Source organism: Nocardia sp. NPDC058518 (assembly GCF_042719655.1).
Lineage (GTDB): Bacteria > Actinomycetota > Actinomycetes > Mycobacteriales > Mycobacteriaceae > Nocardia.
Genome location: NZ_JBHXNJ010000007.1, coordinates 119,899 through 133,969 on the forward strand (window position 1 = coordinate 119,899; position 14,071 = coordinate 133,969).

The window sequence follows — 14,071 nt, forward strand, 5'->3', positions numbered from 1 at the left end:
CGGGCGATGTGCGCCGATCGAGCATCGGCGGATGCTGGTGTCGCGCGGTCCGACAACGGTCGCGCGCGACGCGGACGCCAGGACGAGGAGCGCACATGCCGGATCAGACCGTCCCCGAATTGACCGCCCAGGCCTACCTGTACGGATTCCCCCTGGTCTTCAACCTCGATTCGATCGAACGATTGCTCCGCGAGGGCATCGGCGATATCCCCGCGACGCCGTTCAACGACTTCGCCCATGCCCGCACTCTCGCCGGCGCCTCGGCGACCTTCGTCTCGGTCAACAACGACACCGTGTACTCGATCGCCCTGATCGACCTTTCAGTCGGTCCAGTGACCTTCCACGTACCTGATGCCGGCAATCGGTACTACGTCATGCAGTTCATCGACGCCTGGACCGACAACTTCGCCTACGTCGGCACCCGGGCCACCGGAAACCGCGCGGGCGACTACCTGCTCGTACCACCGGGCTGGACCGGTACCGCCCCCGACAACACGACGGTTATCCATTTCCCCACCGCTGTCGGCGTGATCGCCGGCCGATGGGCGTGCGCCGGCGAGGACGACCTCCCCGCCGTGCACGCCTTGCAGGACGCGCTGACCTTGACAGCCGCCGACCGAGCCGCACAGCCGACGGGACTTCCGTCGCCGGATCCGACGGTCGCCCCGGACCTGATGTTCCTCGAGAAGGTCCGTGTCTGGTCGCAGGCCTTTCCGCCCGCGAAGCGCGATCTCGCGCTCCAGGAATCGTTCGCGCAGATCGGCCTGACGACAGCGGGCGCCTCGCCCTACCCCACCCTCGACCCGGACCGAGCATCCGCGCTGCGCGCCGGACTGGGCGAGGGCCAGGAAGAACTGAGCAACGCGATAAAGAGCGGGGCGGGCGCCGGGGACAACGGCTGGCAGCTCACACTGCACCTCTTCGACTACAACATCGACTTCTTCGAGGTCGGCACGCGCGACGACGAGAACTTCAAGATCACCGACCCGACCCAGCGGATCATCGCTCGCGCCGTAGCCGCCAAGGCCGGACTCTGGGGCAACCACGCCTACGAGGCCGCCTACGCGATGATCTTCACCGACAGCACCGGCCGACAGTTGACCGGCGCGAACACCTACACCCTGCGCCTTGACCCCACCCCGCCGGTCAACGCCTTCTGGTCGGTCACCATGTACACGACCCCCGACTTCTACCTGTGCGCCAACCCGATCGACCGCTACTCGATCGGCGACCGCACCCCCGGCCTCGTCTACGACGACAACGGCGCCCTCACGATCACCATCAGCCACACCGAGCCCGCCGACCCCAAGGCCCGCGCGAACTGGCTCCCCGCCCCGGAAGGGGACTTCCGCCCCTGCCTGCGCATGTACGAGCCACAACCGCCGATCCTCGACCAGACCTACATCCTCCCCCCGATCACCAGAACCTGACCTATTCCTCGTCCCGCCTTGCCCGTTCGAGCACCTCGGCCTCGGTCGGTGGGCTGGCGGGATGGTGGCTCAGGCACAGCGGGGTCGCGAGTTTGCGGAACGCCCGGCCCTCGGTAGCTCCGTAGAACTGGCCGGTTCTCAGGCGGCCGATGTCGTCCAGGTTCCCACCCCAGCTGGCGGCGATGCTCTTGGCTGTTTGGATCTGGACCGCGGTGCCCAGCTTGCCGAAGAACTGGATCGCTGTGTTGCCGACGACCCTGCTGTCCAGCCCTTTTGGTGCCTGCGTGGCGTAGGCGATACCCAGTCCGTACTTTCTTGCCTGCGCCGCGAGCATCAGCGTGCTGGCGGAGGCCGGAGTGTGCTTGCCCGAGGGCGCGAGCATCTGTGCTTCGTCGAGGACGAGCAGCGCGCCGAGTGGCCGGTCGCCCGCCGGGTTGGTCTTGAAGTAGGTGAACAGGGCAACCTGTAGCTGGCTGACGAAAGTGGCGCGTTGGTCGGGGTCGGGTAGTCCGACGCAACTGACCACCGAGACTCGAGCCTTCTTGCCAGGTGCGGGGGTCAGCAGAACGCCGGGGTCGAGGGGTTCTCCGTCGCCACCGAACAGGGGGTCGTTGATCATGGAAACCGTGAGACCGTCCGCCATTTCGGCGGCGAGGTCCGCGGCGTTGCGCACGCGACTCACACCGTCGGGGAGGTCGGCGAGCAGGTCGATGAGGCCCGTCAGTTTCGTCTGTCCCGACCTGGCGAAATGGGTGAGCGTCTGCAACAGCACCGCGCGCGCCTTTTCCGACTTCGTCCGTGCGATGCCGGACCGCGTCAGCAGGTCACCGGCGGCCACTTCCACTGCGGTCCGCAGTTCGTCCGGGTCGTCGAGCACTGCCGCGAAATCCGGGAGCGGGTTCAGTATGAGGGGGCGGTCGGCCTGTCGACGTGGGGTCCACACGACCACATCGGTCTCGGCCAGGTACCGCGCGGCCTTCTCGGCATCGCCCGGCTGCCATGCCGACGGCGCTTCCTGCCACGCATCACCGAGCCTGGACAGGTCGTTGTTCACGTCGAGGACGATCACCGAAACCCCGTGCAGTGCTACTTCTTCCACTAGTCGGCGGAGCAGCACTGTTTTGCCGGAGCCGCTGCTCGCGAACAGCACGAGATGCTTGCGCAGCAATTCCAGCGGAATGACGAATTCGCTGTTGTCGGCGAGCCCACGGCCGAGCGTGACCGTCGGCCCGGAAGATTCGACCACCGCCGGTGTGACGGGCCTGACCTCGGAGGAACCATTGGCGTTGGTCTCATCCGAATCCAGCTGCACAACAGCTGATTCGGGAAGGCTGCCGAACACCCGGCGGAACAACTGAGTCTTTCCAGCGGGCGCGCGCTCCACCAGCCAAGCGTCGAACCCTGGCTTCGCCTCGGCGAGCATGTGCTGTAGCGCGGTGAATGTTCGGAGATCATCCTGGGAAATGGGCAGGGTGCTTCCATCCGCCGAGGCCAGATCATCCAGCATCGCAGCGGTTTTGGGCCCCTTCGAGAAGGGGATGTTGCGCAGAATCGTCAGATGCCGGTTACCGTCGGACTCCTCGATGCCGGATTCGATGACCGCCGAGCGCATCCGGGACTGCACAGCCAGATGGTGGGTGTGCCCGATCGCCCGGAAACTCCAGTGTTCCTGCTCTTCGAGGATGGGGTCGACCGTGCGGAGCAGGCGTGCGTGCAGCGCCCGCCCGGTGGCGGTCGCCGAGTCGATGCTCAGGTCGTCGCGATCGCGCTGCTCGAGGACGAAACACTGCAGGGCCGCCTTGAGCAGGGCGGCCATGATTTCGTCCTCTTCGGCCGGGTCGAGCGGCATGGTGGAATCGGCGGCTTCGCGTAGTTCGGCGAAGCGGTTGTCGAAACCACTCAGGTCCACCTGTGGCACCGACACATTCGACTCAGGGCCGTTCCCGATATCGGTGAAGTCGGCAAGTTCCCGAATCTGGCTTCGCTCCAGGCAATTCCGCACGTGCTCGGCGACGAGTTGCAGCAGCCGGCGCGGGGTGTAGCGGGTCACGTCGGCAGCCTCGAAGGCACGCGCGGCGATCGGCCAGGTCGGGTACGGCGGCGTGAAGTCGACCTCGTCGTACTGAACCGCCAGATGCCCCGCGACAACCGCCGCCGCCACCGGGGCGCCGGGAAGCGCGGTGGCCAAGAACCGCTCGGTGAATCGGTCGGCGGATGAGGCCAGACCCTGCCTCTTCAGGTAATCCCAGGTGGTGGGGATGCACGCGGCGATGATGATCGTGCGCACCGTCTCCTCCCGCAGCTTCATCAAGCTGTCGGCAAGGTTCGCCGCCTTCGCCCCTCCCTTGTTGGCGGAATCCGCCATGACGGCATCGATCTGATCGAGCGCGATCACCACCGGCCCCGCCGCGCCGAACAACCTGATCAGATCCTGAAAGATCAACTGCGCATTGCTGTTTCCACGCCGGAATCCCCACTCCCTTGCGACGTCCTGATCGAGCGGGTCACGCAGTATGAGAAAGCTGTCGCCCACATCACGCAAGGGTCCGCCGGCCCGGAACAGCACCAGGGCCCGCAGCGTGTCTTGGCACTGGTAGGCCAATTGCGGTTCCGGTATGGACAGGTCGGCCAGAAACCGCTCGACGTCCTCGGGCTTGGGCCGCATCGGCCCGGCGATCCGCGCGGTGCGCTCGCGGTCGTAGCCGGCCCGCTCGGCGAGGGCGACCAGCATCCGGCGCAACTGCCCACCGTCGGCGTCGATCAACCGGTTCATCACACCGTGAACGGCACCGTCCCAGAACGATTCACCGTCGATCAGCTTCGGCATGAAGAAGAACCCGCCCTGGTCCTGGACGTACTGCCGAATCCAGCCGAGCAAGTGCGTCTTCCCGACCCCGGGATCGCCGTTGAGAATGAACCCGGTCGGCGACATGTCCGGCCGATCCTTCGCCAGACCGATCGCCCTGGCGATCTCGGCCGACGCCTCGCGATGCAGCTCCTCGACGTGATAACTCTGCGGCCGCCAGATCGAATCCGGGCCGAGTGCGGTGCTGAACTGCACCCGCGCGAGCGCGCTGTATTCCAGCTCGTTCACCGCACCGCCTCAACGGTGAGCAGATGACGGGCGGTACCGCCGAGCACGATCGCCGCCGCGTGATCGTCGTCGGTCAAGGTCTTGCGGTCGGCCTCCGCCCGCACGTGCACCCCGTCGCGATCGGCGAGCCGCACCATCGCGTCCGAGAAATCGGCGGGCGGGATGTGCGGCAACCTATTACGCAGTTCGGAGAGCCGGACCTGATCCGGCTTGCCCTTGGTGAGCTCGGTGTATTTCCGGATGATCTGGCCTGCCACGTCGGGCACGAACACATCGGTGAGCAGTTGTCCGGTGGTCTCGAGATGCCGGTGGAGCCCGGCCAGCACCGCGTACAGGGCGCCCCCGAAGGAACCGGATTTCTCCGGGCGCGTGCGCGCGAGCTCGTCGGTGCACCACTGCGCACCCTGCTCGGTGAGTTCGTGCACGAGCGCACGACCGACCTTGACGCTGTCCACCAGCCCCAGTTTGTTGAGCCGCAGTCGCGGTTTGCCATCGAGCGTCACCCCGGCCACCGCGGACAGCTCGGCGTTGGTGAGTTCGCGTGCCTCTGCCAGCAGCGTCAGCAGCACTGCGAGTTCTCGTGGGCTCATCTGATCCGACAATGTTCGATCCGTTCTCTCACGATCCGTCGCCTTCGATGACGGTGAATCCGTTTTCGGAAACTTGCAGATCGCGTCTACCGTCGAAGGTTCCGGTAGCGCGAACACTGGCTCCAGAGCTGTGTGCCGCAATGGCTTTCGTGTACTCGTCGGCGGTGCGCAGCCGCACCGTGACGCGTCGGCGCCGTCCGGTGCTCGTCTCGTCGACGACGAGCACACCCCGCACGATCGCCTTCGGTCCGCCGTCGTTGTCCAGCCCGACGACGACCCCTTCGACCACCGCGGGCGACTCGGGTCCGGGCAGCGCTTCGAGCCGGGCGGTCGGCAGCGGTGACGAAGCCATCGCCTCGTCGAACAGGCCCGGCAGCCGGGCGACCGCGGTGCTGGAGAACTCGACCGCCACATCAGGCCGCGGCACCTGGCGTGACCAGCGGAAGTTCAACTCGAATTGCATCGGGTCGCGCTCCGCCGACCCGAGCGCGCTGAACAATTCGACGGTGTCGTACCGGATCTCGTGCGCGATCCCGAACCGCTCCCCCTGTGCCGCACCACGCACCGTGGCCGCGATATCGAGCATCCGAATCGCCGAGCCGCGCCCCAACCGTGAACCAGGGCCCGCGAGGAACACGTCGAACCCGAAGGCGTCGCGACGCGGCAGCAGCGTGGTGTCGTCGAGCAGCTCGGCGACCGCGCGCTCCCGCATCGACGACATCCTGATCTCGCTGCTCGCGACCTGGTACGCGCAGGTGACGAGCAACGAACGCAGGGCCGCCAGCGCGGTTGTTCCGGCCTCGAGCGAAACCTCACCGTCGCCCGCGCGATACCCGACGATATCGACGCCACCGGAAACGATGTCGCGCACAACGACTTCCGTCGACCGCTGCTCGGAATCGGCGACACAACGCACCAACGCCCGCATGCGTGCGGTGAGGTCGACGACCTCGCCGTCGGGTACCAGCACGTCGAACTCGCCGTGTGACCAGATCCGGCCATTGCGCCATTGCACCTGTGGCGTCCAGCCCTGGGCCTGCAGATACCCGATGACCTCATCGAGCCGGGGCGCGGCGACCATCGGCCCTACCTCGACGATCCGGCGACGAGCGCGGCGAGTGCCTCGACATCGAGCACATTGCTCACCGGAATCGGCACCGACACCTTGCGCTTGGAGTTGTCGACAGCGAATCGAGCCCGGTCACGCAGTGAGAGGAAGTATCCCGCGTGACGAAGCATCAGCCCGCCGGTGACCGAGTCGGTGAACAGGTCGGCTACGGCGGGCACGTGAACGGCGAAAAGGTAACGCGGAACGGCGAAGTCGGTGCCGGCGAGCTGGTTGAACTGGGTGTGGCTGAGCCCACCGAAGATCAGCTGGCCCTGCCGGTACTTCGGCCGCGACACGGTCTTGATCTGCACTTCGATCTGCGGGGAGAAGCCGAATCTCGTCCGCCCGGGCTGCTTGATCGTCAGGTCGACCCCGTCGACATCGAGATCATCGGTCGACCAGACGAGGCCGGCCGCCGAGGCGAGCACCCGGATGTAATCGTGCCCGAACTTCCCTTGATGGTGATGCGGATCGAGCACCGCGTCCCCCTCCCGACCCGACGGTACCGACGCGAACTGTAGTCGCCGGCGCCGAGATCCGCCGGGGTTCAGGCATTCTCATGTTTGACGGAGGTCCACACTGGGTAAAGGGCCGACCGACAACAAAGGGGCGCACCGAAAACCGGTGCGCCCCTTCGGCTTGTTCGCTTACTCCGCTGTCGCGGCCGCCTCCTGTGCGGCCAGCGCCCGCCGGCGAACCCGGCGAGCCGCGGCCACCATGTTCCGCAGCGACGGCTCCAGCTGCCAGTAGTGGCGGGTCTTGAGGCCGCCGTCGGGATTGGCCCACAACCGTTGCGGGGTCACGGCATTCGCGGCCTGCGTGAGCAGCTCGTCGAACTCGTCGATATCGGGGATGCGGGCCGAGCGGCTCTCGTACACGCCGGGGCCGACACCGTGGGTGAGGCCGTGGCCGGTGGAGAGGTCCTCGGTGAGCGCCTCGATGACCCATTCGATCGAGCGGGTCGCCACGATCGCGGTGACGTCGGCGTCGAGCTGATCGATCGCGTCGACCACCTCGGTGCGACCGGAATAGCCGATGTGCGTGTGGATCTGGGTGTCGGAGCGCACGCCGGAGGTGGCCAGCTTGAACGCGCCGACCGCCCAGCGCAGGTACTCCTCGCGCCCGCGCGGGCGGGCGGGGAGCAGCTCACGGATGGCGGGTTCGTCGACCTGGATGATCGCGATCCCGGCCTTCTCCAGGTCGACCACTTCGTCGCGAATGGCAAGTGCCACTTGGTCGGCGGTCTCGTAGAGCGGCTGATCCTGGCGAACGAACGAGCGCGCCAGCATCGTGACCGGCCCGGTGACCATGCCCTTGACCGGCTTGTCGGTGAGTGACTGCGCGTAGGTGGTCCACTCCACCGATATCGGCGCGGGCCGCGCCACATCGCCGTAGACGATCGGCGGTCGCACGCACCGCGACCCGTACACCTGCACCCAGCCGAAACGGGTGGTCGCGAAACCGTCGAGCTGCTCGGCGAAGAACTGGATCATGTCGTTGCGCTCGTGCTCACCGTGCACGAAAACATCGAGGCCGATGTCTTCCTGCAGGCGGATCGTCGCCTCGATCTCGGCCTCGACCAGCTTGCGGTAGTCGTCGTCGGACAGCCGTCCCGAGGCCACCTCGTGGCGGGCCTGGCGCAGTTTGCCGCTCTGCGGGAACGAGCCGAGCGTGGTGGCGGGCACCAGCGGCAGGTTCAGCCGCTCCTGCTGCGCGAGCGCGCGCACGTCGTAGGGCGCGCGTTCGCGCATCTCGGGCGTCACCGCGTACACCCGCTGGCGCACCGCGTGCTTCTGCTTGAAATGCACCTCGGTGGGCCGCTTGCGCCAGTTCTCCGACGGGCCCTCGGTGAGTGCCTTGGCGAGCGAGACGACCTCGCCCACCTTCTGTTTCGCGAAGGCGAGCCGGTCGGCGACATTGCCTTCGATGTCGTATTCGGCGAGCACGTCGTAGGGCACGTGCAGCAGCGTGGTGCCGGTGGACACCACCAGATCCGGGCACACCTCGGCGATCGCGTTGAGGTAGTTCAGCGTGACGACACGGTCGGCCCGCCACACATTGGTGCCACTGATGACACCGGCGTAGATCCGCTTGCGCTTGATCCCGGGGATCTCGGCCAGCTCCTCCGGCGTCATCCGGTACGAGGCCAGATCGAGCCCGATCGCCTCGACGTTGCTCGCGGCCAGGATCCGCAGCGCCTCACCGAAGTCGCCGTACTGCCCGGTGACCAGGATGCGCGGGCGCAGCGGCGCCTTCGCCAGCCGGTGGTAGACCTTCTCGAACGCGGCCAGCTCGGCAGGAGTGCGCTCAGCGGTGAAGCAGGGTTCGTCGAGTTGCACGCAGGTCGACCCGCGCTTGGCGAGGATCTCGAACAGCTCTTCGTAGAACGGCAGCAGCTGATCGAGCAGGCTCAGCGTGTCGAACTCGGTCTCGCCCGGCACATGCCCGGCCTTCGACAACAGCAGCAGCGACACCGGGCCCAGCACCACCGGACGCAGCTCGATCCCGCGGGCGGCCGCCCGGTCCCACTCGTCGAGCAGGGCCTCCGGGTGCAGCGAGAACGTGGTGTCGGCGTCGAGTTCGGGCTGACGGTAGTGGTAGTTGGTGCCGAAGAAACGCACCAGCTCGAGCGGCGGGGTGTCCGGGTTGCCGCGTGCCATCAGGAAGTAGAAGTCGAGCGGGTCGAGCCCGGCTTCGAACTCCCTGAACCGCGAGGGCACCGCACCGAACAGCAGCGCGTTGTCGAGGATGTGATCGTAGAAGGAGAAGGTGTTGCCCGGCACCTGCGTGAGTCCGGTCGCGGCCAGCTCGTTGAACTGACGCTCCTGGATATCGCGGCCTACCGCGCGCAATTCCTCGCGTTCCATCGATCCGCGCCAGTAGGCCTCGAGCGCACGCTTGAGCTCTCGATGCGGACCGATCCTCGGGTATCCGAGAACGCTCGACCCGAATCCATCGGTGACGTTGACCATGACCGCCGATACTCCCTTTCGATCACACGCTGCGCTCGACATAACGTCGGGCACGCCAGCGAGTCCGACAAAAGCAGCTTAAGCCGCGGAAGCGCCCCCTCGCCGCTCCCCCCGCAAACCCCGAGCACCTGAGCGCCTCTTGTAAGTCTTTTTAGGGGCCCGCCCTGATCTGGACTGACTGGAGGGTGCGACGAAGGAGTACCCGGAGGGAGGGAAGATCAGGGGCCCGAAGGGCCCCGCTCGAGCGCGCCAGCGCTCCAAAAACACAGCCACCAAACGACCCCGAGCGGGTGGTCCTGATGCGTCCCTACTGAACAGCCCGCATCCAGGCTGTTCAGCCGAGTCCCCTACTTCCCGTACTGGTAGAACCCGGCTCCGGTCTTCTTACCGAGCAGTCCGGCTTCGACCATGCGCATCAGCAGCGGCGGGGCGGAGTAGAGCGGCTCCTTGAACTCGGAGTACATCGAGTCCGCGATCGACTTCACGGTGTCGAGGCCGACGAGGTCGGTCAGCGCCAGCGGGCCCATCGGGTGGGCACAGCCGAGCACCATCGCCTTGTCGACGTCGTCCTTGGTGGCGAAGCCCGACTCGACCATCCGGATGGCCGAGAGCAGGTACGGCACCAGCAGCGCGTTGACGACGAAACCGGAGCGGTCCGCCGATCGCACGATCTGCTTGCCCAGGATCTCGGCGGCGAACTGCTCGGCGCGCTTGGCGACCGGCTCGCTGGTCTTGAGCGTGGTGACCAGCTCGACCAGCGGCAGCACCGGCACCGGGTTGAAGAAGTGCAGACCGACCACGCGCTCGGGATTGGCGGTGGCGACGGCGATCTTCATGATCGGGATGGAGGAGGTGTTGGAGGCGAGCACGGCGTTGGGGTCGGTGACGACCTTGTCCAGCTCGCTGAAGATGGCCGTCTTGACCTCTTCGTTCTCGACAACGGCCTCGACCACCAGCTGACGGTCGGCGAAGTCGCTGAGATCGGAGGTGAAGCGCAGCCGCCAGGCCGCCTGCTCCCGCTCGCGCTCGGTGATCTTGCCGCTGCTCACACCACGGTCCAGCGAACGCAGGATCCGTGCGCGGCCCGCAGCGGCGAGTTCACGGGTGGTCTCGTAGACGAGGACGTCGACATGCGCGCGTGCGCACACTTCGGCGATACCAGCGCCCATCTGTCCCGCGCCGATGATTCCGACGCGCTGAATCTTCTCGCTGCTGCTCACGTCCCGCTCCTGCTGTGTGTCTGGCTGTGGGGTGGCTGGGGAGGTCATAGCGACCAAAGTATAGGGATGCCCTCCCACGCCAGGGCTGTATGGCGTGGGAGGGCGTACACCCCTACCGGAGTAGAGGAAAGGCGTTGCCGGTCAAAGCAACCCCGAGGGGGATCAGTGGAACTGACCCTCTTCGGTGGAGCCCTTCAGGGCGGCGGTCGACGTGTTGGGGTCGACGGTGGTGGCGATGGTGTCGAAGTAGCCGGCACCGACCTCACGCTGGTGCTTGATGGCGGTGAAGCCACGCTCGGCAGCAGCCTTGAACTCGCGCTCCTGCAGGTCGACGAACGCGGTCATGCCCTCGCGAGCGTAGCCGTGCGCCAGGTCGAACATGCCGTAGTTGAGCGAGTGGAAGCCCGCCAGGGTGATGAACTGGAACTTGAAGCCCATCGCGCCGAGCTCACGCTGGAACTTCGCGATGGTCGCGTCGTCCAGGTGCGCCTTCCAGTTGAACGAAGGCGAGCAGTTGTAGGCCAGCAGCTGGTCCGGGAACTCGCTGCGAACCGACTCGGCGAACTTGCGCGCGACCTCGAGGTCCGGCACGCCGGTCTCCATCCAGATGAGGTCGGCGTAGGGGGCGTAGGCCTTGGCACGCGCGATGCAGGGCTCGATGCCGTTCTTCACACCGAAGAAGCCCTCGGCGGTACGGGTGCCGTCCAGGAACTCACGGTCGCGCTCGTCCACATCGGTGGTGAGCAGGGTGGCGGCCTCGGCGTCGGTGCGGGCGATGATCACCGAAGGCACCTGGGCGACGTCGGCCGCGAGACGGGCCGAGGTCAGGGTGCGGATGTGCTGCTGGGTGGGGATCAGCACCTTGCCACCGAGGTGGCCGCACTTCTTCTCCGAGGCGAGCTGGTCTTCCCAGTGCACGCCCGCGGCGCCGGCCGCGATCATGGCCTTCTGCAGCTCGTAGGCGTTCAGGGCGCCACCGAAGCCGGCCTCGGCGTCGGCGACGATCGGGGCGAGCCAGTTCTTGACGGAATCGTCACCCTCGACGCGGGAGATCTCGTCGGCGCGCAGCAGCGCGTTGTTGATGCGACGGACCACGGTCGGAACCGAGTTCGCCGGGTACAGCGACTGGTCCGGGTAGGTGTGGCCGGACAGGTTGGCGTCGCCGGCGACCTGCCAACCGGACAGGTAGATGGCCTTCAGGCCGGCGCGAACCTGCTGCACGGCCTGGTTGCCGGTGAGCGCACCGAGCGAGTTGATGTAGTCCTCGTTGTTCACGAGGTCCCACAGGATCTCCGAACCGCGACGGGCGAGGGTGTGCTCCTCGACAACGTTGCCCTGCAGCTTCGAAACCTGCTCAGCGGTGTAGCTGCGGGTCAGGCCCTTCCAACGCGGGTTGGTGTCCCAATCCTGCTGGATTTCTGCAGCGGTCTTCGGGGTGCCGGGGAGAGACATCTCTTGACTCCACTTCCTCGTGTGGTCGGTGCTCCACGCAGCCGGCGTGCGAATCAACCGGTGGCTGAACGCTTTCGGTTGCACATCTCGTACTGCTGGAGCAATTTGCAGGCTTGCTAGGACTTACTAGGGCCCAAGGGGTGTACTTCCAAACAATGGCACACCCAGAAATGGCCGTCTACCTGTTGGTTGTGTGAATCTCAGCTAGTTTTGCCGACGCGTTTGCTAACTTTGCGAAATTAGCGGGCTGATTGCAAGCATCAGGCCTACCGACGGGTAGCGCTGACCAGGAGTTTTAGCATAACGCTTGTACTGTTAGCGATCACCGGGTGGGCACGCTCCGACACTCCCGAGCCTTCCAGCGTGTGAGTCGTTTCACACACCACGCCGGACACGAATGATGTGCGTGTCGTCACTCGATTCGGTCACGACGCACACATCTGCCTCATCGCCCCCAGAAATGGGTGCACCGCATCGAGTGCGGGACACTCATCCACCGAGACGACAGGATGCTCGGGACGCGGGCGCACCCTGGACGTTCGTCCACGAAGACGAAAGAGTGCATCCATGAGGATTTCGAGGATCGCCGCGACATCGCTGACCGTGTTGGCGGCGGCACTGAGCCTGGTGCCGGTGGCGAGCGCGCAACCGAGCGAGACGGCAGGCACCGTTGTCGGCGTCGAGTCACTGTCCGCCGCGGCGACCCTGCCCGGTTCCGCCCGTGCCGAGCGCCTGCTCTACCGGTCGACCACCGCGGGCGACCAGCCGACCACGACCAGCGCGGCGGTGTACTTCCCCGCGGGCGAGGCCCCGCAGGGCGGCTGGCCGGTGATCGCGTGGGCGCACGGGACCGTCGGCCTCGGCGACGACTGCGCCTACAGCGTGGCCGGGCCCGCGGCGGTGGAGCGTGACTGGGCCTACCTCGGCACCTGGCTGAACCAGGGCTACGCGATCGTCGCCGCCGACTACGCGGGCCTCGGCGGACCCGGCGAACACCCCTACCTCAACGGCATCGCCGAAGCGCACAACGTGGTCGACGCGGTGCGGGCCGCGACCGAGCAGTACCCGTCACTGTCGAACAAGTGGGCCGTGGTCGGCCAGTCCCAGGGCGGCGGCGCCGCGGTGTTCACCGCCCGCTACGCCACCGAGTTCGGCGGCCCCGACCTGGATTACCGTGGCGCGGTCGGCACCGGCGTCCCCGCCTATATCGAGGACGTCATCGGGCTCATCGGCCCGGGCATGCCGCCCATCGCGCTGAGCTCGCACCTCACCGCCTACGTCCTGTACATCCTCAGCGGCCTGCGCACCACCTACCCCGACCTGAACATCGACGGCCTGCTCACCGACACCGGCCGCACCTGGCTCGCCCGCGCCCAAACCGCCTGCATCGGCCCTCTCGGCGACGAACTGGCCGCCGCGAAACCCTCGATCGGCAGCATGTTCGCGCGCCCCCTGTCATCGCTGCCCGACGCCAACGGCCTGCTCGCCCGCTACATGGGCCTGCCCGAATCCGGCTACGACCGCCCGCTGTTCCTCGGCCAGGGCCTCCAGGACACCGACGTGGTCACCCCGGAAACGCTGCGCTACGCCGCTGTCCTGCACGCCAACCGCCAGCCGATCACCTTCCACACCTACCCCACCGACCACGACGGCGCCGTCAACGCTTCCCTGGTCGACTCGGTCCCCTTCGTCAGAGGTTTGTTCGCCTGACCCGAGTACGAGAACGGCCCCGCGCTACGCCAAGTAGCGTGGGGCCGTTGCGGTTTCGATGTCGATTCGATTACGTACAGTCGCAGGCGTGAGAATTATTCGATCCGCCGCCATGGCCGCTTTCGCGCTGCTGCTCGTGCCTGCCTTCGCGCACGCCGACCCGCCGCCGATCTTCACCCAGGAAGAACAGTGCGAGACCACCCGCACCCTGGTCGACAATGTCCGCGCCGCCAAACCTGATGCGACGCCGGAAGAGATCGCGGACATTTTCGTCAACTACATGGACTCGATGGGCGCCTACAACCGCGTTCCCCAGGCCAAGGAATCCGATCGCCAGATCACGCTGAGCAATATCGAGCGCTGCGGTTTGGCCTAGGTGCTGACCTGACGTGGGGCCCCGGCCGCCCGGGGGGGTCGGTTTGGGGGGTCATTTGGGTGGTGGCGGGCGCGGGGGCCATTGGGCACAATTAGGGGGTGTGGTAGGGGGGGGGTGTG

10 protein-coding genes are annotated in these 14,071 nt (G+C 66.6%); 3 read left to right on the plus strand and 7 right to left on the minus strand.

Going from position 1 to position 14,071, the window contains the following annotated elements:
• Window positions 1-95 precede the first annotated feature (95 nt).
• Entirely contained in the window at window positions 96-1,430 is a 1,335-nt protein-coding gene (locus tag ACFWPX_RS15220; protein ID WP_378927886.1) for a DUF1254 domain-containing protein, read from the plus strand.
• Between the two features lies 1 nt (window position 1,431).
• Here ACFWPX_RS15220 and ACFWPX_RS15225 read toward each other — a convergent pair whose 3' ends face one another.
• The 7 genes from ACFWPX_RS15225 to aceA all read right to left on the minus strand — a co-directional run bounded on the left by ACFWPX_RS15225 (window position 1,432) and on the right by aceA (window position 11,866).
• Window positions 1,432-4,524 carry an ATP-binding protein gene (locus tag ACFWPX_RS15225; RefSeq protein ID WP_378927887.1) on the minus strand — a complete coding sequence of 1,031 codons (3,093 nt, stop codon included), beginning with the start codon at window positions 4,522-4,524 and terminating at the stop codon, window positions 1,432-1,434.
• A complete protein-coding gene (locus ACFWPX_RS15230; RefSeq protein ID WP_378916359.1) occupies window positions 4,521-5,114 on the minus strand; it encodes a hypothetical protein in 594 nt (197 codons plus the stop codon). The genes ACFWPX_RS15225 and ACFWPX_RS15230 overlap by 4 nt, the downstream gene beginning before the upstream one ends.
• A 28-nt stretch (window positions 5,115-5,142) precedes the next feature.
• The gene (locus ACFWPX_RS15235; RefSeq protein WP_378927888.1) at window positions 5,143-6,195 is read right to left on the minus strand and encodes a hypothetical protein; all 1,053 of its coding nucleotides are present in this window, start codon (window positions 6,193-6,195) and stop codon (window positions 5,143-5,145) included.
• A gap of 5 nt (window positions 6,196-6,200) precedes the next feature.
• Entirely contained in the window at window positions 6,201-6,701 is a 501-nt protein-coding gene (locus ACFWPX_RS15240) for a DUF4365 domain-containing protein (protein ID WP_378927889.1), read from the minus strand.
• 168 nt (window positions 6,702-6,869) lie between these two features.
• On the minus strand, window positions 6,870-9,194 hold the full coding sequence (gene metE / locus ACFWPX_RS15245) for a 5-methyltetrahydropteroyltriglutamate--homocysteine S-methyltransferase (protein ID WP_378916365.1): 2,325 nt from the start codon (window positions 9,192-9,194) through the stop codon (window positions 6,870-6,872).
• Between the two features lie 347 nt (window positions 9,195-9,541).
• Window positions 9,542-10,414, minus strand: coding sequence for a 3-hydroxybutyryl-CoA dehydrogenase (locus ACFWPX_RS15250; RefSeq protein ID WP_266293923.1), 873 nt, complete (start codon window positions 10,412-10,414; stop codon window positions 9,542-9,544).
• Between the two features lie 162 nt (window positions 10,415-10,576).
• Window positions 10,577-11,866, minus strand: coding sequence for an isocitrate lyase (gene aceA, locus ACFWPX_RS15255; protein WP_378916366.1), 1,290 nt, complete (start codon window positions 11,864-11,866; stop codon window positions 10,577-10,579).
• 567 nt (window positions 11,867-12,433) lie between these two features.
• Here aceA and ACFWPX_RS15260 point away from each other — a divergent pair.
• Window positions 12,434-13,576, plus strand: coding sequence for a lipase family protein (locus ACFWPX_RS15260; RefSeq protein ID WP_378927890.1), 1,143 nt, complete (start codon window positions 12,434-12,436; stop codon window positions 13,574-13,576).
• Window positions 13,577-13,664: 88 nt separating this feature from the next.
• Window positions 13,665-13,952 (plus strand): hypothetical protein, encoded by a 288-nt coding sequence (locus tag ACFWPX_RS15265; protein ID WP_378916371.1) that lies wholly within the window; start codon window positions 13,665-13,667, stop codon window positions 13,950-13,952.
• Window positions 13,953-14,071 lie beyond the last annotated feature (119 nt).

Coding starts and splice junctions, on each gene's coding strand:
- aceA (WP_378916366.1), bottom strand. CDS start 11,866: ATGTCTCTCCCCGGCACCCCGAAGACCGCTGCAGAAATCCAGCAGGAT.
- ACFWPX_RS15260 (WP_378927890.1), top strand. CDS start 12,434: ATGAGGATTTCGAGGATCGCCGCGACATCGCTGACCGTGTTGGCGGCG.
- ACFWPX_RS15235 (WP_378927888.1), bottom strand. CDS start 6,195: ATGGTCGCCGCGCCCCGGCTCGATGAGGTCATCGGGTATCTGCAGGCC.
- ACFWPX_RS15230 (WP_378916359.1), bottom strand. CDS start 5,114: ATGAGCCCACGAGAACTCGCAGTGCTGCTGACGCTGCTGGCAGAGGCA.
- ACFWPX_RS15220 (WP_378927886.1), top strand. CDS start 96: ATGCCGGATCAGACCGTCCCCGAATTGACCGCCCAGGCCTACCTGTAC.
- metE (WP_378916365.1), bottom strand. CDS start 9,194: ATGGTCAACGTCACCGATGGATTCGGGTCGAGCGTTCTCGGATACCCG.